We start from the raw sequence: 22,316 nt of genomic DNA on the forward strand, positions 1-22,316 counted from the left end.
AACCGCAGGCCGGCGCTCCTTAGGCTGGAGCCGTGCACGATTCGTCCCCCGGCCGCATGGCCGCCGCGCTGCCCTACCTGCTCGCCGCGCTGCCGCTCGCCCTGCCGCTGATCGTGCTGGCCGCCCGCGCGCCCGTGAGTCCTCCGCCCAAGATGTTCGCGGACATGGCCGTGGGGGCCGCCGCGCTCGTCCTGCTGCGGTGGCGGCATCGCGGGCCGTGGCAGACCGCGCTGGTCACCGCGCTGGCCACCGCCTTCTCGTTGACGGCGCTCGGCCCGGCCGTCGTCGCGTACGGGTCGCTGGCCGCGCATCGGCGTTGGCGGCAGACGGCGGCGGTGGCAGTCGTGTTCTGGGTGTGCGTCGCGTCCTCCACCCGGTGGTCGGACAACCGGCTGCTGACCCTCGTGTACGCGGTGGCCGCGGCCGTGATCCTGGCCGGGAGCACCCTGTTCGGGCTCTACCTGGCGAGCCGGCGCGACCTGGCCGCCGCCCGGCGAGCCGCCGAGGTCGCGGCGCGGGCTCAGTGGGCGGAACAGGCCAAGCTGGAGGAGCGGCTCAAGATAGCCCAGGAGATGCACGACGTGCTGGCGCACCGGATCTCGCTGCTGGCGATGCTGGCGGGCGGGCTGGCCTACCGGGAGGACCTGTCCGCCGAGCAGACCCGCGAGACCGCTCTGGCCATCCAGGAGAACGCGCACCAGTCGCTCAACGAGCTGCGCGCCGTGCTCGGCACGCTGCGGCGCGAGGACGGCCTCGCGCCGCCGCAGCCGACGCTGGCGCACCTGGACGCCCTGTTCGACGAGGTACGGGCCGCCGGGCAGCGGGTCGAGGTGGACGACGCCATCTCCTGCCGCGACGCGCTGCCGGCGCAGACGGGGCGGCACGCGTACCGGATCGTGCAGGAGGCGCTCACGAACGCGCGCAAGCACGCGCCGGGCAGCGCCGTGACGGCCGAGCTGGGCGGGCGGCCGGGTGAGGGCCTGCGGATCAGGGTGAGCAACGCGGCCCCGCCCGGCGGTTCCGCGGGGCCCGGAGGGCGGCTGGGGCTGGTGGGGCTGGCGGAACGGACCCGGATGGCCGGGGGCACGCTCACGCATGCCGTACGAGGTGGGCGTTTTGTCCTGGACGCCCGGTTGCCGTGGGAGGCTTGAACCCGTGATCAGAGTGGTGATCGTGGACGACGACCCGATGGTACGCACGGGGTTGCGCCTCATCCTGGGCGGCGAGCCCGATCTCGACCTGGCCGGCGAGGCCGGGGACGGCAAGCAGGCCATGGACGTGATCCGCGACCTGCGGCCCGACGTCGTGCTGATGGACATCCGCATGCCGGAGCAGGACGGCCTCGTCACCACCGAGCTGCTCCTCAGCCGGCCGGCGCCGCCCCGGATCCTGGTGCTGACGACGTTCGACGCCGACGACCTCGTGCTGCGCGCCCTGCGGCTCGGCGCGCACGGCTTCCTGCTGAAGGACGCGCCGCCGCCGAAGATGATCGAGGCCGTGCGGGCGGTGGCGCGGGGGGAGCCGGTGCTGTCGCCGAGCGTGGCGCGCCAGGTCATCGCCGTCGCCACCGGCGGCCACGAGCCGCGCCGGCCACGGGCGCTGGCGGAGCTGGCCGTGCTCACCGAGCGCGAGCGGGAGGTCGCGATCGAGGTGGCCAGGGGCGGCTCGAACGCCGAGATCGCCGCGAGCCTGTCGGTCAGTGTGGCGACCGTGAAGGCCAACATCACCCGCATCTTCGCCAAACTGGGCACCGACAACCGGGTCCACGTCGCGATGAAGGTCCGTGACGCCGGTCTCCTCTGAGGTGACGTGCTGGGGCGCCGCCGGATGGGCCGGGCTCTCAATCGATGATCGCGGTGACCTCGGCCTCGATGAGGATGCCGGGCTCGAACAGGACGTCCACCCCGATCAGCGCGAGCGGCGGCGTGGCGAGATCGAACTCGAGGGCCGCCTGCTCGATTCCCGCGTTGAAGGCGTCGTACATCTCCCTCTTCCAGCCGGCGGCGTACCACGTGAAGCGGACGACGTCGTGGAACGTCGCTCCTGCCGCGTCGAGCGCCTTGGCGACGTTGCGGTAGACCTGGGCGACCTGTCCGGCGAGGTCGCCCGGTGCCACGAGGTCGCCGTTCTCGTCCCAGGCGACTTGTCCCGCGATGTGGACCTGCCTGCTGCCCGTCGCCACCGCGACGTGGTGGTAGATCGGGACTCGGACATGCCGGTCGGGGTTGATGAGCGAGACGGCCATGAGAGTTCCCATCGGTCTTTTGGTTACGTCGGGTGCCGGCGCGAGGCGACTGCCCCGTGGTCTCTTGCGGTTACTGAGAAACCATAGGAGAGTGTTCGCTGACATGGAAGGACGCACTTTCTAGTGACTGGGGAACCAGATGGTGACCAAGCAGTTCATGGGCTCGGCCAATGAAGCCGATGAGGCGGACCTGAGGCGCGCGGACTCCCTGGCCCGGGAGATCTTCTCGGACGTCGCCAACAAGTGGGCGTTGCTGATCATCGAGGCGCTCGGTGAGCGCACCCTGCGGTTCAGCGAGCTGCGGGACGAGGTCGAGGGCATCAGCCACAAGATGCTCACCCAGAACCTGCGCATGCTGGAGCGCAACGGCCTGGCCGAGCGGAAGGTGCACCCCACCGTGCCGCCGCGGGTCGAGTACACCCTCACCGAGCCGGGCCAGGCCCTGCGGGCGACGGTCGACCTGATCTGCGGCTGGACCCACCAGTACTTCGGTCACATCGAGGCCGCCCGCCGCGGCTTCGGCGCCTGACGGCTCACGTTCACAGATCGAAGGTGATGTCCTGTTGAGGCAGCAGTCGCCGTAGAGCGGCGCGGTTGTCAACGTACGGCTGCTGGAACAGGTCGGGGTCGCGGGCGGCGAGCTCCCGGTAGAGGTCGACCACTTCCCGCGTCACCTGGATCTGCTCGCGGTGCTCACCCGCCCGCTCCAGCGCGGCCGACAGGTCGAGCAGGGCCCGGGCGAGCGCGGGCCGGTGGGTGGGGTCGTCGTCGGCCAGCTCGCGGTACAGGTCGACCGCTTCCCGCGCCACCCGCACCTGTTCGCGAGGGTCACCGACCCGGTGCAGCGCGACCGACACGTTGCCCAAGGATCGAGCGAGGGCGGGCCGGTGGGCGGGGTTGCCGGCCACCAGCTCCCGGCACAGGTCGACCGCTTCCCGTGCCACCTGCAACATTTCGCGGTGCTCACCGGCCCGGTGCAGCGCGACCGACAGGTGGTCCAAGGATCGAGCGAGGGCGGGCCGGGGGGTGGAGTTGTCAGCCGCCAGCTTGCGGCACAGGCCGACCGCTTCTCGCGCCACCCGCACCTGCTCGCGGCGCTCACCCACCCCGTCCAGCGCGCCCGCGAGTCTGACCAGGGCCTCGGCGAGGTCGAACCGGTGGGCCGGATTGTCGGCCACCAGCTCGCGGCACAGATCGACCGCTTCCCGCGCCGCGCCCAGCTGCTCGTGAGGGTCGTTCACCCGTTCCAGCGCGGCCGCGAGGTGGATCAGGGCCTGGGCGAGGGCGGGCCGGTGGGCGGGGTTGTCGTCTGCCACCCAGCGGCAGAGCTCGACCGCTTCCCGTGCCACCCGCACCTGCTCGCGGTGCTCACCCACCGCGTCCAGCGCGATCGCGAGGTCGGTCATGGCCCGGGCGAGGTCGGGCCGATGGGCGGGGTCGCCGTCCACCAATTCACGGCACAGGCCGACCGCTTCCCGCACCACCTCCACCTGCTCCCGGTGCTGACCCACCCTGGCCAGCGCGACCGCGAATCTGATGAGGGATCGGCCGAGAACGGGCCGGTGGACGGGGTCGTCGTCCGCCAGCTCGCGGCACAGGGCAAGCGCTTCGCGCGCCACCCGCACCTCCTCGCGGTATTCGCCCACTCCATCCAGCGCGACCGACAAGTTGCTCAGGGCTCGGTTGAGGCCGGCCCGGTGGACGGGGTCGCCGTCCGCCAGCCCGCGGAACAGGTCGAGCGCCTCCCGCGCCGCCTGCAGCTCCTCGCGGTGCTCACCCACCCTGTTCAGCGCGACCACGAGATCGGTCAGGGCGTCGCCGAGCTCAGGTGGGGTGCCGGTGGCGCGGGTGTGACGCACGTGGTGGCGGGCCAGGGCGAGTACGCAGCGGGGCAGGGCGTAGGCCGGGGTGAGCCGCAGGAGCCGGGTGGTGGTGTCGGGGTCGAGGTCGGCGGTGGCAAGAGCGGTGGCGGTGGTCTGGTCCAGTTCGCCACGGTTCGTGGCGGTGGTGAGGGCGGCGTAGACGGCGTGGTGTGCCAGCCGTACGGGGTCGCCGCCCAGCAGTTGCTCGAACAGCAGCCGGGCGGGTGGATGATGTTCGCCGGCCCGGGCCAGCAGGGTCAGGATCCGGGCGGCCTGCTCGTCGGTCGGGTCGTTCAGCAGCTGGCGGGCGAAATGGCGGTCGCCCTCGGTCCGGGTCAGGCTGGTGGTGATGAACCAGTCGGCCAGCAGGTTGGGGCCGATCCGCAGCCCCGCGCCCGCGGTGGGCGGATAGAGGGCGTGAGCCCAGCGGACCAGGTTGGTGACCCGTTCGGCGGGCGCGTCGGCCAGCTCCGGGACGCGCCGCAGCACTCCGACGGCGCTCGGCTCGTCGGCGGGGGCGAACAGGGCCAGGCCGGTCATGACCCGGGCCAGCAGCGGGTCGCTGACCGGGGCGAGCGCCCACCGGTCCAGGGCGGCGGTGCCGCGCCACCAGCGCGCCTCGTGCTCGAACAGCACCCCGGCCACCTCGTCCAGAGGTGCGGGCGAGCCGGTCGGCGAGGCTCGGCGCAGCACCGTCACCATCGCCTGGGCCAGCAGCTCTGCCATGGTCTGGCCCTCGCGGACCGGCGCGTTCGTGTCGGAGACCGGTGGCGGCGGCGTCCCCCACGCCGAGGCGAAGGCGCGTACGGCCTCGCCGTACCAGCGGATCAGGTCGGAGGTCTCACCCAACGGCAGCAGTGACATCAACGGGGCGTTCCTGACCAGCAGGGCGTGTCGTTCGGGGAGGTGGGCCTGGAGCGCCTGGCCGAGTTCGACGCCGTGCCGGGTGATCAACACCACCCGCAGCAGGGCCGGTCCCTGGTAATGAGCCAGCGCCTCCAGCAGGCTCGCCAGGTCGGTCCGGGTGTCGGCGTTGTCGACCAGGGCCAGCACCCGCCGGCCGGCCGCGGCCGCGGCCGCGGCGACCAGGTCGGCGGCCTTGCCCTCGCGCAGCCATCCGGTCACCCACCCATCCGCGGCGGCCTCCTGGGCGGCCCGTAACGCCAGCCGGGTTTTGCCGCACCCGCCCGGACCGTCCACGACCAGGAGTCCCGACAGCTCCTCCTCCTGGCACCAGGCCCACCACCAGTCCCGCTCGGCGCGCCGCCCCCAGAACGGGGTCGGGCAGGACTGCGGCGCCAGCAACTCGAACACGCTGCGCTCCCCGCCGGCCGGGCCCTGCGGGCGGTGGAGCTGCGGGGGGTTCAGCGGGTCGAGAGCCACGTGCAGCGCCCCGACGGCCGCGGCAGCGCTCTCGGCCCGGGTCAGCACCACGCCGAAGTACGATCCGCTGGCGCCGGCCAGCGCGGCCACCACGGCCGCGATCAGCGCCCGCCACACCAGCGGCCAGTCACCCGGCACGACCAAGGGCGTCACCCCGGCACCGATACTGGCCACCGCGCCCAAGACCCACGGGCTCTTCAGCTTGGTCAGTTTCTTGAGCCGGCGCCCCATGACACCAGCATCGCGTCAGAGCACGTCGTATCAACAGAAAGGCTGGGATCGATTGCATCCGGTTACCAAGCCCGGGGCTAAAGCGCGGGACGGTGATTAGGACGACGGGCCGAGCACGAGTGTGGGGGGGACGTAATGTTCGCCTGGAATGCGGTCGTCGGCGAGAACGTTCGTGGCGGCGAGTTGTCCCATGGACCTGAGTTCGAGGTCAATTGTCGTCAGCCGCCGGACCCCTTGGTCGACGATGATTCCCTCCCAGTTGTCGACTCCGACAACCGCCAGATCCTGCGGCACGCGTAGCCCCTTGGCCTCACACACATCGAGTACGCCGCGGGCGATATGGTCATTGCCGCAGAACACCGCGTCGACCTTCGCGCCGGAGTCGAGCAATTCCTGCATGGCCTTGACGCCGGACCCCTCGGTCCAGGAGCCGTAACGGGTCGGAGCGGCGGGGCGGAGCCCGGCCTCGTCCAGCGCCATGAGCATGCCGCGCTCCCGCAGGCCCACGGCGATGCTCGACGGATCGCCGGTGAGGTGGGCGATATGGGTGCGCCCGCGTTCGATCAGATGGCGGGTGGCGAGAGCTCCCGCGCCCTCGTTGTCCGGCAGGTAGACGACGTCCTCGGGGTGGTCGGAGGCCGCGAAGGCGTATGTCACCGGCACGGTGAAATGGTGCGTGATCGACGGCGATCGGCGCTCGTGCCCGTCGCCGATGACGATCAGACCGTCAATTTGGCGTGCCTGGAACTGGCGGATGCTTTCGGTTATCTCGCGATGGACGAGAACGTCCTCGTCGAAAACGAGGGCGGCTTGCTGGAGCCTTCCGAGTTGCAGGACCGCGCCTATCACCACCGGCCCGGAAAACGTACTCGCGGCGCGGTGGGTGAGCACGCCGACCGTGCGGCTGCGGCCCAGCGCGAAGGAACGCGCGAGCGCATTCGGCCTGAAGTCGAGGCGTTCGGCGACGGCGAGCACCCGAGCCCGCGTCGCCTCGGAAATCCGGTCCGTTCCGTTGAGCACTTTAGAGGCGGTCGAGAGCGACACTCCGGCAATCGCCGCCACATCACTCAGCCGGACACTGCCCTTGCGGTTGGACGGCACTGGCTGATTGTACCGAAGGCGGGTCAATGAGCCGCTCCCGGTCGCAGGCGCGGGGGAGACCGGAGGGTGTTCCGCCGGCTCACCTCGCGCGTTCGAGCGTGTGCGTTGTCCGGAAAAAACGGAGAGTGCGCCTTGACAGTGCCCTCGGCCGCCGCTCACACTTCGCCCAATGCGAAATCGGTTTCGCAGCCATGATCATGTCGTCGTCCAGCGAGGAGAGCGAGCATGTCGATTGGCCCCACCCCCGCCCGCCGATTGACACGGAGTCCATTACGCCGAGCGCTCGTGGCGCTCGCCGTCGCGGTTACGGCACTGGTCTCACCGGCCGCACCGGCCCAGGCCGTACCGGGCGACGTCGTGCTCGGGGACTTCGAGAACGGCGTCACCCCGTGGTTCACGGCGACCGGCGGCGGCGCGAGCGTGTCGCTGAGCGTGACCTCGGACGCGCCGGCGAGCGGCAGCGGCGCCGCCCGTCTCCAGGTGAACGCGCCCGGCGGGACCGCGGAGCTGGTGCGCGGTGTCCCCTCGATCGATGCCCGCTCGCTGACCTTCGCCCTGCGCAGCACCCAGCTGAAGGGCATCGTCGTCCGGATGATCGACGGCACCGGGCAGGCGCACCAGCAGACTCGCCCGCTCACCCCCGGAGCGCAGTGGCAGACCGTCACCGTGAGTGATTTCGCCCCGGCCGGCGCGGCGGAGTACATCCACTGGGGCGGCGCGAACGACGGGGTCTGGCACGGGCCGCTCAAGCACCTGTCGCTCCTGGTCGACGCGTTCCGCGTGGTCAACGGCCCGACTGCCACGATCGACGTCGACGACGTGATCGTGCAGGGCCCCGCGCCCGACCTCGCGATCGTTCCGACGACGACCGGTAACGCGTTCACCACCGGGCAGGAGGTGTCGTTCGGCCTGCGCACCGCGGCGCAGTCCTTGGAGTGGACCGTACGCGACGCCGACAACGCCGTGGTGACCTCCGGCGCGAAGGAGACCTCGGAGCTGGGGGGCACGCTGGCGCTCGGCAAGCTGCCCACCGGCTGGTACTCGGTCGATCTCGTGGCCGTGCAGCCTGACGGCCGCCGCGTATCGGGCGGCACCGACGTGTCGGTGCTCCCCGCGTCCGACGCGCGCGAGGAGCGCATCGGGGTCGCGACGCACTACGGCCAGGCCTGGTCGACCGACACGATCCCGCTCATCGCCGAGGCGGGAGCCGGCTTCGCCAGGGACGAGGCCTATTGGGCCCAGGCGGAGAAGGTCAAGGGCACGATCGACTTCCCCGCGAAGGTGGACGCGTACACCGCCGCGCTGTCGAGGAACAACCTCGAGTTCTTCGACATCCTCGCGTACGGCAACAGCCTCTACCACGAGGGCGAGGCGCCGGCCACGCAGGCCGGGCGTGACGCGTTCGCGAACTACGCCGACGTCTCGGTCGCCACGTTCGGGACGGACGACACCTTCTACGAGGTGTGGAACGAGTGGAACCTGCGCGACAGGAACGGGCCCGCCGGCGCGACCGCGGCGAACTACGCGGCGCTGCTGGCGACGACCGCCGACCGGGTCCGCGCGGCTCACCCCGGCGCGAAGCTGGCCGGCCCGGCGCTGGCCCCGATGGACGAATGGTCCAAGTGGGTGGACGATTTCATCGCCGCCGGTGGCCTCGACGACCTCGACGCGTTCACCACGCACCCGTACGACTTCGCCTCCGAGCCGGAGGCGTTCATGGACCACGTGGGCGTGATCCGGGCGAAACTCGACGCCGCCGGGCACCGCGACATGCCGATCTGGCTGAGCGAGCACGGATGGCACACCTCCGACACGCCGCTGGGAGCCGACGAGAAGGCGCAGGCCCGCAACCTGTCCCGGGCGCAACTGCTGGCCCTCGGCAAGGGGATCGGCAAGTACACCGTCTACGACTTCAAGGACGACGGCACCGACCCGAAGAATCCCGAGCACCGCTTCGGCATGATCCGCAACGAGAACGACCCCCGAGGCGCGTACACCCCGAAGCCGGCCTTCGTCGCGCAGGGGATCCTGACGCGCCAGACCGACGACCGCGCGGTCCGGCAGGTGCTGGCCCTGGGCAGTGGCCGTTACGGCGTGGAGTTCGGCGCCCGAGCCGGCGAGCCCGCCGCCACGCGCATGCAGGCCCTGTGGGCGCTGAAGCCGGAGACCTGGAGCGTCAAGGCGGCGGGCGAGGTCAAGGTCACCGACCTGTACGGCGCCGAGGCGACCCTGCGGCCGGACGCCGACGGCCGGGTTCACGTGGCCGTCGGCAAGGACCCGGTCTATCTCACCGGAGAGGTGGGGGAGGTGTCCGCGCAGTCGCCGTACTCGCTCACGGTCGACCAGGCCATCGAGGGTCTCGCGCCCGCGGCGAAGTGGACGGTCACCGCGGGGGACCGGGCGCTGGACGTGTCCCTGCGGACCGGCGCCGGCACGGCGTCGGCGCAGGTGCCGGCGGGCGGGACCCGGTCGGTCGCCGTCACGCTGCCGCCGGCGGGCGTGGGCACGCGGACCTGGACCGCCGAGGTCCGCGAGGGCGAGCGCACGATCGGGCTCCTCGCGGCGACCGCCGAGGTGGTGGCCCGGCTCGGGCTCACCGGTACGCACGCGCTCAACGCCACCGGGGCCGGCCTGCTGCGCCTCACCCTCGTGAACCGCGGCGCGGAACCTGTCGGACTCGACGGGATCGACTGGACCGTGGGCTCGTCGAGCGGCCGGGCTCTGCCCGGCGCCACCGTCGCCGGCAACGACAGCGTCTCCGTCGACGTGCCGCTGTCCGAGCTCGGCGCCTGGTCCGCCACCGCCACCGGTGACGCGACCGCCACCGCGCGCGGCACCCTCGTCGACGCGGATCCGGTGGACGTGCCGTTCCGCCCGGTGAAGGTGGACGGCAAGGCCGACAAAGCCGTATCGGTGCTTCCGGCGCAGACGCTCGGTGCGGCCGAGCAGGTGATCAGCGGCTGGGCGGGCGATGAGGACCACAGCGGCCGGCTCTGGCTCACCCACGACACCCGGCGCCTCTACCTGACCGCCGTGATCACCGACAACGCGCACGCCCAGCCCGCGCGGGCCATGAACATCTGGCAGGGCGACAGCGTCCAGCTCGGTACGACGCCAGGATGGCCAGGCGAAGGCGCCATGCCGGTCAGCGAGATCGGCACGGCGCTCACCGGCGCCGGCCCGGTGGATCTCACGCGCTGGTTGCCCGCGAACGCCACGACCGAGGGGATCGCGTCGGCGGTGACGCGGGACGAGGCCGCGAAGACGACCACGTACGAGCTGTCCGTCCCGTTCGGCGCGATCGGAGTGAACCCCGGCGACGGGATCTTCTCGGCGACCGTCGCCGTCAACGAGAACGACGGCGGCGGCCGGCGCGGATGGAGCACGTGGGGCAAGGGCGTGGCGGAGTCGAAGGACCCCGCGAAGTTCCGGCCGCTGCGCCTGCTGGCGGCCCCCGCGGGCCACGTCAGGCCTGCCGTTGAATCCGCGAATTCGGGGACCGATGCGGGATAACGCGGTGATTGACACGCTCCGCGATCTTATGGTCTGCTACGAAAGCGGTTTCGCAATCGAAATCGCTGAGACTTTGAGGACTGCTCTTGACTGATTCCGCCTCGCCCGTGAAGCCCGCGCGCGTGCTGGTCACCGGTGCGGACGGCACCATTGGCCGGCCGGTCGTGGAGGCGCTGCTGAGCGCGGGCATCTCCGTGACGGCACTCTCGACCGCATGGTCGGGGCCGTCGCCGGCCGACCGGATCTTCACCGGTGACGCCGCTGACGAGACCCTGGTCCGGCAGGCGCTCGAGGACGCGGACGCCGTCGTGCACCTCGCCGCCATCCCGCACCCTCACCTGGGGACCGCGCGCGAGGTGTTCGTGGGCAACACCTCGGCCACCTTCACCGTGCTGAACGCCGCCGGCGAGGCCGGCGTGCGCCGCGCCGTCATCGCGAGCTCGATCAACGCGTTCGGCGTGCCCCTCAACCGGCATGATCTCACCCCCGCCTACTACCCGCTCGACGAGCTGTCGCCGGTCGCGCATGACGACGCGTACTCGCTGTCCAAGTGGGTCGATGAGCAGACCGGGGCCTGGGCGCACAGCCGCTGGGGGATCACGGTGGTGGCGCTGCGCTTCCCTCTGGTGAGAGATCTTCGCCAACTGCGGGAGGCCGCCGCGCGGCTGAGCCGGAACCCGGGCGAGCAGGCGCGTCTCGCCCGGGAGGGATGGGCGTACCTGGCGATGGCGGACGCGGTGGACGCGGTGCTGCGCGGGCTGACCCGTCCGATCTCCGGGATGCACACCTTGCTCCTGGCGGCGGAGGACACCCTCATGGGGGAGCCGACCGACCTCCTGCTCGATCGCTTCACCCCCACGAGCGAGCGCCGCCGCACCTTCCCGGGCCGCACCGCCCCGATCGACACCTCCGCCGCCCGCCGCGTCCTCGGATGGGTGCCGCGGCACCGGCTCGGCGACCCGGGCGGCCCGATCAACGCGACCTTTCAGGAGACGCCGGCATGAGTGACAACACGACGGCATTCGCACAGCCGTGGGACGCGCCCGACGACGTGCGCATCACGGGCGTCCGGGCGATCGCCACCGCCCCCGAGGGCATCCCGCTGCTCGTGGTGAAGGTGACCACCAGCGACGACGGCCTTTACGGGCTCGGCTGCGCCACGTACACGCAGCGCTGGCGTGCGGTCGCCGCGTACGTCGAGGATCATCTCGCCAGGCTCGTCATCGGGCGATACCCCGGTGACATCGAGGACCTGGTGCGGCTGGCCCGCTTCTCCGGCTATTGGCGTGAGGGGCCGGTGGGCAACAACGCGATCTCCGGGCTCGACCAGGCCCTGTGGGACATCGCCGGCAAACGAGCCGGAAGGCCCGTTCACGAGCTGCTGGGAGGCAAGGTACGCGCCGCCGCCGACACGTACCTGCACGCGGGCGGGTCGTCGATCGAGGAGACCCTCGACCAGGCCGAACGCCTCCGCGAGGCCGGGCTGCGGCACATCCGGCTCCAGCTCGGCCAGTCCGGTCGTGGCACCTACGGCGCTCCTCCGACGGCTGAGGTCACCGAGGCGTCCGCGCCGTACCCGGGCGGGTGGCGCGTGTCGGAGTACCTGAAGCGCACGCCGGAGCTGTTCGCCGCCGCCCGCGAGCGCCTCGGCGAGGAGATCGAGCTGCTCCACGACGTGCACTCCCGGCTGACCCCGAAGCAGGCGATCGTCCTCGCCCGCGCGCTCGAGCCCTACCGGCTCTTCTTCCTCGAGGACGTCATCGCCCCCGAGCATTGGGACCGGCTGCCGGAGGTGCGTGCCGCCTCGCCCGTGCCGATCGCGGTCGGCGAGCTGACGACGTCGGTGACGGACGCCGCGCGCCTGGTCCTCGGAGGCGGCGTCGACTTCATCCGCTCACATGTGTCGGACCTCGGCGGGCTGACGGCCGCGCGCAAGATCGCCGCGGCCGCGGAGCTCGTCGGCGTCCGCACGGCCTGGCACGCTCCAGGCGACACCTCGCCGATCGGCGCCGCCGCCAATGTCGCGCTCGACGTGACGAGCCCGGCCTTCGGCATCCAGGAAGGGCACGTGTACGGCGAACCCGTGCACGAAGTGTTCCCGGGTACATTGCGCATCGAGAACGGCTGGTTACGTCCGAACGAAGGTCCTGGCTGGGGCATCGACCTCGACGAGTCCGCGGCCGCCCGCCACCCCGCGGGGCTGTCGGGACACGACGCCTGGGCCGCCCGCGTCCGAGGTCTGGACGGAGGACTCATCGCCCCCTGACCGCAGCATTGCGAGAACACCGGCACAAAGTACTGAGGAGACCCATGCCCCCCACAAATGTCCGAAAGTCTGCCGCCGCCCTCAGTGCCAGTGCTGCGGCGTTCGCTCTCCTTTCGGGCTGTGCCGCCGAGAGCCCGTCGCAGCCCGGCTCCGTTTCCATCACCGTCGCCGGTCAGCCCACCCAGGAGAACCCTGATCAGCTCAAGGCGTTCAAGCGCAAGATCACCGACTTCACCAAGGCCAACCCGGGCATCACGGTCACCGGGGACGAGTCCGTGTTCGACGTGAACACCTTCCAGGCGCTGGTCGCGGGCGGGAAGCTGCCCACGGTGTCCTACGTGCCCTTCACGGAGATGCAGGGGATCATCGCCCGGCAACAGGCCGCGGACATCACCGGCTACGTCGGCGCGGACGCCGCCGTCAAGCGGATCAACCCGTCGATCCTGAAGGTCGCCACGAGCCCGGACAATCATGTCTACGGCGTCCCCGTCCAGGCCTACAGCATGGGGCTGCTGTACAACCGCGCCCTGTTCACCAAGGCCGGGCTCGACCCCGACGCGCCGCCGAAGACCTGGGACGAGGTGCGGGCCGCCGCGAAGGCCATCCACGCCAAGACCGGCGCGCAGGGCTTCGGCGCCATGACCAAGGACAACACCGGCGGCTGGGTGCTCACGACCATGAGCTACGCCTTCGGGAGCAAGATCCAGTCGGACGACGGCAAGCAGGCCAACATCAACAACGCCGCCACCCGTGGCGCGCTCGAGTTCTACCGCGCCCTGCGCTGGGACGACGACACCTTCGGGTCCGACTTCCTCATCGGGTACAAGGACATCACGAACGCCCTGGCCGGCGGCAAGGTCGGCATGATCGTGCAGGGCGCGGACACCTACACGCAGGTCGTGCAGGCTCTCGGGATGAAGCCGGACGACTTCGGCCTCGCCCCGATGCCGCAGGCGCCGGGGGGTCTCGGCACTCTGGGCGGCGGGTCCGTGGCCATCATCAATCCGCGGGCCTCGGCGGAGGAGATCAAGGCCGCGCTCAAGTGGATCGACTTCGCCGAGTTCGGCAAGTACAACGACGAGCAGGCGGCCGTCACGGGCGCCAAGGCCGCCGCCGCCGACAAGCTGCCGGTGGGCGCGCCGGTGCTCCCGCTCTTCGACCAGGCCACCACCGACCGGTATCTGACCTGGGTGAAGGATTACGTCAACGTGCCGCGCGAGCACTTCACCGCGTACTTCGACTCGGCCAAGACCCTGCCGCTCGTGCCCGAGCCGGCGGCGAAGGCGCAGGAGACGTACGGAATCCTCGACAACGTCGTGCAGGCGGTGCTGACCCGGCGGGACGCCGACATCAACGCCCTGCTCGATGACGCTCAGAAGAAGGTGCAGTCCGCGATCGACGCGGGCTGAACCGTCGCCTCCCGTCGCGCCGGCCGCTCTCTCCGGCCGGTGCGACGGGGTCGACAGTGCAGAAAGGCGCCTCCGGAACGATGACGGACGCAACCATCCCTCCAACGACGCAGCGTTCGCGCGGTGTCGTGCGCTGGGTCCGCCGCGGCGGGCTCTCGACATTGATCTTCTTCATCCCCCTTCTCGCGTCATTCGGCCTGTTCTCCTGGTGGCCGATTCTCCGCTCGCTGCTGCTCAGCCTGCAGCGCACGAACTTCCTCACTTCCGAGTGGGTCGGGCTCGACAACTTCGCCCGCGTCCTGCGGGACCCTCTTCTGCTGACGGCGACCTGGAACACCCTGTGGTTCGCGATCCTGGCCTTCGTGATCGGGTTCCCGGTGCCGGTGATCCTGGCGGTGTTCATCGGCGAGTTGCGGCGGGCGCGGAGACTCGCCTCCGCCCTCGTCTACCTGCCGGTGATCTTCCCGCCGGTCGTCGCCGTGCTGCTGTGGAAGGCGTTCTTCGACCCCAGCCCGCAGGGGGTGTTCAACACCGTCCTGGGCTGGTTCGACATCGGCCCTGTCCCCTGGCTGAACAGCGGCGATCTGGCCATGCCGTCGATCGTGCTGCAGGCGACGTGGGCGTCGTTCGGCACCGCCACGATCATCTATCTGGCGACGCTGATGAGCATCCAGACCGAGTTGTACGACGCCGCCGAGGCCGACGGGGCGGCGGTGTCGCGCCGGTTCTGGCACATCACCTTGCCCCAGATGCGCGGCGTCCTCCTGGTGATGTTCCTTCTCCAGGTCATCGGCACGTTCCAGGTCTTCACCGAGCCGTACATCATGACGAACGGCGGCCCGGAGAACCGGACCGTCACGATCTTGATGCTCATCTACCGTTACGCCTTCATCTCCGGCGACTACGGCCGAGCCACCGCGCTGAGCGTCCTGCTGGCGATCGTCCTGTCGGCCCTGTCCGCCGTGTACCTCTGGGCGACCAGACGCTGGAGCACCTCATGACCACCGAAACCGGGACGTCCGAGCGGAGCATCCTCTCCTTCCTCGACCGTCGCAGACCCGTCGTCCGCGTCTCGGTCGCGGCGGTCGGCACCCTCGTCATCGCCGGCCTCGTGATCCTCTGCGCCGGCCCGCTCTTCTGGCTCTTCAAGGCCGCCACGTCGACCACCACCGAGACGCTGTCAGCGCCGTTCTCCCTCTGGCCCAGCGGCATCCACTGGGACTCCTTCGTTCAGGTATGGACACGAGTCGACTTCGGCCGATATTTCTGGAACACGCTCGCGCTCATGGGCGGGTCGCTGTTCCTGGGGCTCCTCGTCGCGACGACCGGCGGCTACGGCCTGGCGGTGCTCAGGCCGAAGTACGCCAAGGCCGTGTTCGCGGCGCTCCTCGCCACCCTGTTCATCCCCGGCGTGATCTCCCTTGTCGCGCTCTACCTGACCGTCATCGACATACCGCTCGTCCACGTCAGCCTGCTGGGCTCGATGTGGGCGGTGTGGCTCCCGTCCTCGGCCAACGCCGTCAACGTGCTGCTCATGCAGCGGTTCTTCGCCAACATCCCCCGGGAGCTCTTCAACGCGGCCCGCATCGACGGGGCAGGACCCTTCCGGATGTTCTTCTCCATCGTCCTGCCGATGTCACGCCCGATCCTCGGCGTCGTCAGCCTCCTCACGCTCGTCGGCTCCTACAAGGAGTTCCTCTGGCCGCTGCTCGTCCTGCCCAACCCCCAGGACCAGCCGATCTCGGTCGCGCTGCCGAGACTGCAGAGCTCGATCGACTTCTCGCAGTTCATGGCCGCGCTCTTCATCTCCGTCATCATCCCCGTCGCTCTCTTCCTCGTCCTCCAGCGCCGGTTCCTGCAGGCGGCAGGCAACGCCGGCGCGCTCAAGGGCTGAGCCGACGCTCCGTTCGCACCTCCATCAAGGACACTGATGCCTCATTCCGACCTGCCCCGCTTCGGGGTCAACTACCTGCCACGGGAGAACTGGTGGTACGCCTGGGCGGAAGACGACGACGACGCGTTCGCGGAGGATCTCCACCAGATCGCCTCGCTCGGGTTCGACCATGTGCGCGTGCAGTGCCTGTGGCCGCTCTTCCAGCCCAACCCGTCCTGGGTGTCGCCACGCGCGCTCCGACGCCTCGTCGGCCTGCTCGACCGTGCGGCGGAGAGCGGGCTCGACGTCTGCGTGACCGTGCTGGACGGCTGGCTGAGCGGCTTCGACTTCCGGCCGTCCTGGTTGAAGGACGTCGATCCCTTCACCGACGCCGCGGCAGTCGGCGCGGCCGAGCTGCTCGTCGGCGCCGTCTCGCGAGCGGTCGAAGGTCACCCGGCGCTCTGGTGCGTCGACGTCGCGAACGAGCCCAACGTCCTCATGCGTCATCTCGGGCCAGGCGAAGGCGAGGCATGGGCCGCGAGAATGCTCAGCGCCGCGCGGGCGGCCTCCGTGCCGGTCACCGTGGGGGTCGACCATGTGCCGTGGATGAGCGATGAAGCCCCGATCGGGCGGGCCTTCGTGGCCGCCGCGTGCGATCTCGTCCCGGTGCACGCGTGGCCGTTCTTCACCGGCGCCCTCGCCCGGGTCGGGGAGGAGCGGGCCTGGGCCATCCCCGACTATCTCGCGCAGGTCGCCCGCGCGACTCCGGGCGCCGCGGGCAAGCCGGTGTGGATCCAGGAGCTCGGCGTCTCGCCGCTCTGGCTCACGGACGTGGCCGTGGAGGACTTCGCCGAGCGGATGCTGCGGCGGGCCGCCGCCGTCCCCGGACTGGGCGCCGTCACGTGGTGGGCGTCCCACGACATCAGCCGCCGCTTCACCGGGTTCGACGAGCTCGAGTACGGCCTGGGCCTCATCGACGCCGAAGGGCGGGTGAAACCGATCGGATCGCGGGTGGCCGAGGTGGTCGCGGAGCTGCGTGACCGGCCACCCGGGCAGGCGGCCACGGAGCCGGCGATCGCGCTGCCCGCCGGACGGGCACCTGACCTCGACTTCGCCGAAGGCTGGTTCGCGCGCATGGAGGCGATCGCCGGACCCGCGATCGTTCAGGAAAGGGGTAGGTGATGGGCGAGCGTACGCTTCACACGGACCTGCTGGTCGTCGGGGGAGGGCTCGGAGGCGTCGCCGCCGCGTTGACGGCGGCGCGCCTCGGCATCCGCGTGGTGATCGCCGAGCGGTCCGACTGGCTCGGCGGCCAGCTGACCACGCAGGCGGTTCCGCCGGACGAGCACCGGTGGATCGAGAGCGAGCTGGGATCGAGGTCGTATCGGGAGCTCCGCGAGATCATCCGCGCCCACTATCGCCGCCTTTATCCGCTCACGCCGGACGCGGCCGCGGACCCGCGGCTGAATCCGGGGCGCGGCAACGTCTCGCGGCTGTGTCACGAGCCGAGAGTGGGCGCGCTGGCGATCGAGGAGCTGCTGTCTCCGCACCTCGCCTCGGGGGCGATCACCGTGCTGCGGGAACACGACGTGGTGAACGTGGACCGCCGTGACCGGCGGATCGCCCATGTACGGCTGCGCGGCCGGGACGGCGACCTCGTCCAGGTGACCGCCCGCCTCGTGGCCGACGCCACCGAAGAGGGCGACCTCATCGAGCAGGCCGGCATGCTCCACACGATCGGAGCGGAGTCGTACGGCGAGACAGGCGAACTGCACGCACCGCCCGAGCCGGATCCACGGGACCAGCAGGCGGTCACCTGGTGCGTGGCACTCGAATATCGCGAAGGCGAAGACCACACCATCGACAGGCCCGCCGGCTACGAGCACTGGCGCGACACCGTCGACGCCCGGTGGCCCGGCCCGCAGCTGTCCTGGAAGGACGTCGTGCCCGACACGGGTGCGGTGCGGTGGCGGCCGCTGTTCGCCCACTCGCCCGAGCAGGCGGTCCACACGGGCGCCGACGACCTGTGGCACTACCGCCGGATCCTGTCGCGGCAGAACCTCGACCCGGGCTTTCCCGGCGGCGAGATCACGCTGGTGAACTGGCCGCAGATCGACTACTGGGAGCGTCCGCTGCTCGGCGTGAGCCCGGAGGAGCGCGAGCTGGCGCTGGCGGAGGCGCGATCCCTCACCCGCAGCTTCGTCCACTGGATGCAGACCGAGGCCCCCCGCCATGACGGCGGCACCGGCTATCCCGAGCTGCGCCCCAGGGGCGATGTCATGGGCACCTCGGATGGCTTGGCGAAGGAGGTGTACATTCGCGAGTCACGCCGGATCCGTCCCCTGTTCCGGGTGACCGAGGCGCACATCGGGGTGGAAATGCGGGGGGCCGGCGCGGGAAGCGCACTCTTCGACGACAGTGTCGGCATCGGCCACTACCGCATCGACCTGCATCCCAGCACCTCCGGCCGAGGCTACGTCGACATCGACTGCTTCCCGTTCCAGATTCCGCTCGGAGCCCTCATCCCGGTCGACGTCGACAACCTCGTCGCCGCGAACAAGAACATCGGCACCACCCACGTCGCCAACGGCGCGTACCGGTTGCACCCGGTCGAATGGTCCATCGGCGAGGCGGTCGGCGCTCTGGCGGCCCAGGTCGCCGAGACGGCCCAGACCCCGGCGCAGCTCCGGGCCGATCCGGCGGGCCTCCGCCGCCTGCGGCAATGTCTTCGTGATGAGCTCGGCGTCACTCTCGAGTGGCCTGATGACATCCGCACCGGCCGGTCCGCGAGCTGAGTTTCCTGAGGGCGGCGAATGAGAGCCGGCCGGTTCTCACCCGGATTCCTGGGGGCTCCAGGCGATGATCTGGCCTCTCTCGGTGATGCGTTTCCGGAGCCGGCCGGTGTCGATGTCCTGAACGGCGACCTGGTTCCGGATCGACAACGTCGCCGCGACGGCGGCCGACTCCGCGAGGACGCAGAAGACCGGTTCCATGCGGGTGGCCGCGTACGCGATGTGCGTCGCCGACAGGCACACGGGCACGAGCAGATTCGCGCAGTCGCTCTTGTGCGGCGTGACGGCCCGGTAGGGGACGGGGTACGGCCGGCCCGTTCCCATGTGCCCGCCGATGAACATGTCCCCTTCGGTCGCCACCCCGAGCCGCCCTGTTCCGGAGTCGCGATGAGCGATGCGCCGGGCAGGGTAGACGTCCACGCCGAAGAGGGCGAGCCCGATGGCGTCGGCGGGATCGGTCTGGTTCAGCACGTCCGAGTGGGTGAGGGTGTAGCGGCCCTTGAGGCGCCGGGACACCCGTACGTAGAGCTGGTGCGGCCACCCGCCGGTCTCCGGGAAGACCCCGGCGTCCAGACCGTACGCGGCCGTCTCCCGCCGGAACTCCTCGGGCACCTCCGGATGGGTCGAGAGGAAGTGGTGCAGGCCGCGGAGATAGTCGATGTGGTGGCGCCAGATCCGAGATCGGGTGTTCCAGTCGCCGTCCTGGTAGTCGTGGCTCACACCGACGGGCGCGTTCGTGACCAGGGAGGCGCGCTGGTAGTTGTATTCGCCCGAGTTGAGCCATCCGGGAAACACGGCCCGGAGTCTGTCCAGTTGCTCGCCGGTGCTCGTGCTCACGGACTTGATGTGCTCGACGTAGCGGCGGACCAATTCGAATGTGTCAGGGGAGTAGTCGTCCGGCGCGGTGATCTCAGCCCGGTGACGCTTGTCGGTCGTCAGATAGAAACGGAAATTGTATGCCTGCGTGTAGCCGTCCGCCGAGCCGATCGGCAGTCCGTGGTCCTCGTCGATGAGCGGGATGAGCCCGCTGGTGGCGTCACCCGGAACGACATGGGGGTCGATCGGCGTCCAGTTCGTGACGGGGCCGACGCCGGCCGGTGCCTCGCCGAACGCCTGGCGTGATTCGCGTCCGGTTCGATAAGGAACCTCCGCGAGAGCCATCAGGTCGCCTTCGTAAGAAGCGTCGATGAAAATCGACGCCGAGATGCTGAAAGGCTCTTCCGGCTCGGAGGCCGGCGGGGGGACTCCCCATTTGCTCGGCGGTGAAGGCTCGAGATGGATGGTGTCGACCCGCTCGCCGTTCCGCGTCGCCGAGCGGATGCGGTGCTCGAGGATCACCTTGATGCCGGCCTCGGCGAGCCACTCGTGGAACCCGCGCACGATGTCCGGGGGGTGGTTCCCGAAACGGAAGATCACCTCTTTCGTCAGTCCTCCCACCGCCTCGGGAAGGGGGCAGTCCTGGAGCGGTTTGATTCCCGAGCCCAGCATTCCTCCCAGCCAACGACTCGGCTCGACGAGTATTACGGAGTTGCCCTCCTGGTGTGCCGTGATGGCGGCGACACAGCCTGCGGGCGTTCCTCCGTACACGCAAATATCGGCCCTCAGCGTCATCGATTCCGTCCTGCTCGAGATTGTTTCTCGGATTTTTTCGGACCGTGCGGGTCCACGGAATGGCGATTTTGGTGGAGATCATGCACATTTTTGATGCAGCCGGTTCGAGTCTTGACGGTTACCTGCTGGCGCCGCGGCGTCCCCGGTTCAGCTTCGGCTCCGACACGTACGAGGGGTGGTGCATGCTGCTGCCGAGAAACGGAGCGTTCTCCTATGAAGTCGAGGAGGTGGCGGCGCGCAGAACCAGGGCGGTGGGTGAGGCCGGACTCCGTGGCGAGGCGGGTTTCGGCGATATCGTCATCAGCCCGCCCGGCAGCACGCTGCGGCGACGGATGCGGACGCCGACGTCGTTCTTCTTCGCGCGATTCCGCACTGCCCTGGAGCCGCCGATCGGGTGCAGCCGGTTGCGCGACGTCGACCGCCTGCGCGCCAACCTCTCACTTCTCGAATCCATGCAAGCCGCTTGCGACGAAGGTCGTCAAAGGTTGGACGCGGGGCTGGTGGCGGCTCATGTGGTCGACGACGTGCTCATCACCATGCTCTGGGAGCGGACGCGGGAAGGCGCGCGTGAGGACGTCCTGGTGCGCAAGGCGATCGCCTTCATCCAGGAGTGCTTCGCCTCGCCGGATCTTTCGCTCGGCGACCTCGCGAGAACGCTGGGCGTCAGTTCTTCGCTGCTCTCGCGACGCTTCCGGGACGTTCGAGGTGTCACGCCGGTCCAGTACCTTCGTGGCGTCAGGTTGCAGAGGGCGCGGGAGCTGCTGACCGGGACCGACCTCACCCTGCAGACCATCGCCGAACAGTGCGGATATCGCAGCGCGTTCTACCTCAGCCGAGTCTTCAAGGCCACCACTGGTCAGTCGCCTTCCGAATATCGCGCGGGGTAGCGCGTGCGCCCGATGGCGGCCGGAAAACGGGTTTTCCCTGGCTACGGCGGTTCAGTAAGGTCACGCCATGACGATCTTCGGTCCGGTCATCGACGTACGTCCGCTGTTCCCGCGTGAGCGGCAGGCCATGCTGGACCTGCTGCGAGCCCTGGACCCGGCGGACTGGGCCAAGCCGACGATCTGCCCAGGCTGGGACGTACACGACATAGCCTGTCACGTCCTCAACGACTACATGCGGCGCCTGTCGGGCAGCCGCGACGGCCACGGGGGCGCCGTCTTCGCCGACGACGAGACGCTTCCGGCCTACCTCGCGCGGACCAACGACGAGTTCGTCCGGGCGTGCCGACAGCTCAGCCCGCAGCTGCTGATCGACCTGCTCGAGCACCTGGGGCCGCAGCTCGACGCCCTCTGGGCGGCACGCGACCCGCAGGCGCCCGCCGACCTGAACGTGTCCTGGGCCGCCACGGACCTCGACAGTCCCGCCTGGCTCGACATCGGCCGCGAATACACCGAGTTCTGGGTTCACCAGCAGCAGATCCGCGACGCGGTCTCCCGGCCCGGAGCCACGCAGCCCGAGCTCATGGCGCCGGTGCTGGACCTCTTCGCGCGCGCCCTCCCGCATGCCCTCCGGACGTACGAACGCCCTGACGGCGCAGAGGCTCACCTGGAGGTGCTCGGCCCGGCCGGCGGGCAGTGGAGCGTGGCCCGGCAGGGCGGCCGGTGGCAGCCGGTGACGCCCGGCGACCGGCCGGCCGCGCGTGTCTCGATGGACCAGGACACCTTCTGGCGGCTGGCGACCAGGGGCATCACCGTCGAGGAGGCTCGCGCGCGTTCGCACCCGAGCGGCGACCCGGAGCTCACGGCGGCCATGACGACCCTGCTCGCGATCGTCGCCTAGAGCCGGCCGGCCCGGCCGCCGGAGGCGGGGGCAGCGGGCCGGCGCAGGTGCGCGAGTTGCCGGTCGTGCAGGCGGGTGAGGAGCAGGAGGGACGCGACGGCGCCGATGAGGGCGCAGGCCATGTCCCACTGGGTGTCCCACTGGTCGCCCTGGACGGCGAGGAAGGCGTCGGCCGCCTCCCCGGCCGCGAGCGCCGACCAGCACGTCCCGCAGCCAGTGCCCGAACGGAACCCGCGCATAGGTGT

The 22,316-nt window shown here is 70.5% G+C and carries 18 protein-coding genes; 13 read left to right on the forward strand and 5 right to left on the reverse strand.

Annotation, left to right across the window (positions count from 1 at the left end):
- Window positions 1-32: 32 nt before the first annotated feature.
- The gene (locus H4W80_RS43445; RefSeq protein WP_192790391.1) at window positions 33-1,151 is read left to right on the forward strand and encodes a sensor histidine kinase; all 1,119 of its coding nucleotides are present in this window, start codon (window positions 33-35) and stop codon (window positions 1,149-1,151) included.
- Between the two features lie 4 nt (window positions 1,152-1,155).
- Window positions 1,156-1,803, forward strand: a complete 648-nt coding sequence (locus tag H4W80_RS43450) for a response regulator transcription factor (protein WP_318787324.1) — start codon at window positions 1,156-1,158, stop codon at window positions 1,801-1,803.
- Between the two features lie 37 nt (window positions 1,804-1,840).
- Here H4W80_RS43450 and H4W80_RS43455 read toward each other — a convergent pair whose 3' ends face one another.
- Window positions 1,841-2,257 (reverse strand): RidA family protein, encoded by a 417-nt coding sequence (locus H4W80_RS43455; protein ID WP_225963976.1) that lies wholly within the window; start codon window positions 2,255-2,257, stop codon window positions 1,841-1,843.
- Between the two features lie 127 nt (window positions 2,258-2,384).
- Between H4W80_RS43455 and H4W80_RS43460 the strand changes: the two genes are divergently transcribed.
- On the forward strand, window positions 2,385-2,774 hold the full coding sequence (locus H4W80_RS43460) for a winged helix-turn-helix transcriptional regulator (RefSeq protein WP_192790393.1): 390 nt from the start codon (window positions 2,385-2,387) through the stop codon (window positions 2,772-2,774).
- Between the two features lie 10 nt (window positions 2,775-2,784).
- Here H4W80_RS43460 and H4W80_RS43465 read toward each other — a convergent pair whose 3' ends face one another.
- Together H4W80_RS43465 and H4W80_RS43470 are read right to left on the reverse strand one after the other, a co-directional pair.
- A complete protein-coding gene (locus tag H4W80_RS43465; protein ID WP_192790394.1) occupies window positions 2,785-5,721 on the reverse strand; it encodes a tetratricopeptide repeat protein in 2,937 nt (978 codons plus the stop codon).
- 96 nt (window positions 5,722-5,817) lie between these two features.
- A complete protein-coding gene (locus H4W80_RS43470; RefSeq protein WP_192790395.1) occupies window positions 5,818-6,822 on the reverse strand; it encodes a LacI family DNA-binding transcriptional regulator in 1,005 nt (334 codons plus the stop codon).
- A gap of 285 nt (window positions 6,823-7,107) precedes the next feature.
- On the opposite strand from H4W80_RS43470, the gene H4W80_RS43475 reads away from it, so the two are divergent.
- The 8 genes from H4W80_RS43475 (at window position 7,108) to H4W80_RS43510 (ending at window position 18,678) form a co-directional block, all read left to right on the forward strand.
- Entirely contained in the window at window positions 7,108-10,335 is a 3,228-nt protein-coding gene (locus H4W80_RS43475) for a hypothetical protein (protein WP_192790396.1), read from the forward strand.
- 86 nt (window positions 10,336-10,421) lie between these two features.
- Entirely contained in the window at window positions 10,422-11,339 is a 918-nt protein-coding gene (locus H4W80_RS43480; RefSeq protein ID WP_225963978.1) for an NAD-dependent epimerase/dehydratase family protein, read from the forward strand.
- Window positions 11,336-12,601, forward strand: coding sequence for an enolase C-terminal domain-like protein (locus H4W80_RS43485; protein ID WP_192790397.1), 1,266 nt, complete (start codon window positions 11,336-11,338; stop codon window positions 12,599-12,601). The genes H4W80_RS43480 and H4W80_RS43485 overlap by 4 nt, the downstream gene beginning before the upstream one ends.
- Before the next feature lie 44 nt (window positions 12,602-12,645).
- Window positions 12,646-14,010 carry an ABC transporter substrate-binding protein gene (locus H4W80_RS43490; RefSeq protein WP_192790398.1) on the forward strand — a complete coding sequence of 455 codons (1,365 nt, stop codon included), beginning with the start codon at window positions 12,646-12,648 and terminating at the stop codon, window positions 14,008-14,010.
- Window positions 14,011-14,138: 128 nt separating this feature from the next.
- Entirely contained in the window at window positions 14,139-15,011 is an 873-nt protein-coding gene (locus H4W80_RS43495; RefSeq protein ID WP_318787325.1) for a carbohydrate ABC transporter permease, read from the forward strand.
- Window positions 15,008-15,904, forward strand: a complete 897-nt coding sequence (locus tag H4W80_RS43500; protein ID WP_192790400.1) for a carbohydrate ABC transporter permease — start codon at window positions 15,008-15,010, stop codon at window positions 15,902-15,904. Before H4W80_RS43495 ends, H4W80_RS43500 begins: the two co-directional genes overlap by 4 nt.
- Window positions 15,905-15,940: 36 nt before the next feature.
- Window positions 15,941-17,065 carry a glycoside hydrolase 5 family protein gene (locus H4W80_RS43505; protein WP_192790401.1) on the forward strand — a complete coding sequence of 375 codons (1,125 nt, stop codon included), beginning with the start codon at window positions 15,941-15,943 and terminating at the stop codon, window positions 17,063-17,065.
- A complete protein-coding gene (locus H4W80_RS43510; RefSeq protein ID WP_192790402.1) occupies window positions 17,065-18,678 on the forward strand; it encodes an FAD-dependent oxidoreductase in 1,614 nt (537 codons plus the stop codon). Before H4W80_RS43505 ends, H4W80_RS43510 begins: the two co-directional genes overlap by 1 nt.
- A 36-nt stretch (window positions 18,679-18,714) precedes the next feature.
- On the opposite strand, the gene H4W80_RS43515 is transcribed toward H4W80_RS43510, so the two are convergent.
- Complete coding sequence (locus H4W80_RS43515; protein WP_192790403.1) at window positions 18,715-20,286, reverse strand: FAD-dependent oxidoreductase; 1,572 nt, start codon at window positions 20,284-20,286, stop codon at window positions 18,715-18,717.
- 59 nt (window positions 20,287-20,345) lie between these two features.
- Here H4W80_RS43515 and H4W80_RS43520 point away from each other — a divergent pair, with 59 nt between their 5' ends.
- Together H4W80_RS43520 and H4W80_RS43525 are read left to right on the forward strand one after the other, a co-directional pair.
- A complete protein-coding gene (locus H4W80_RS43520; protein ID WP_192790404.1) occupies window positions 20,346-21,173 on the forward strand; it encodes a helix-turn-helix transcriptional regulator in 828 nt (275 codons plus the stop codon).
- Window positions 21,174-21,240: 67 nt separating this feature from the next.
- Window positions 21,241-22,071 (forward strand): maleylpyruvate isomerase family mycothiol-dependent enzyme, encoded by an 831-nt coding sequence (locus H4W80_RS43525; RefSeq protein ID WP_192790405.1) that lies wholly within the window; start codon window positions 21,241-21,243, stop codon window positions 22,069-22,071.
- Here H4W80_RS43525 and H4W80_RS61720 read toward each other — a convergent pair.
- Window positions 22,068-22,310 carry a DUF2238 domain-containing protein gene (locus H4W80_RS61720; RefSeq protein ID WP_225963979.1) on the reverse strand — a complete coding sequence of 81 codons (243 nt, stop codon included), beginning with the start codon at window positions 22,308-22,310 and terminating at the stop codon, window positions 22,068-22,070. The genes H4W80_RS43525 and H4W80_RS61720 overlap by 4 nt on opposite strands.
- Between the last annotated feature and the right edge of the window lie 6 nt (window positions 22,311-22,316).

Origin of the sequence: Nonomuraea angiospora (assembly GCF_014873145.1) — a bacterium.
In the GTDB taxonomy this organism is placed as follows: domain Bacteria; phylum Actinomycetota; class Actinomycetes; order Streptosporangiales; family Streptosporangiaceae; genus Nonomuraea; species Nonomuraea angiospora.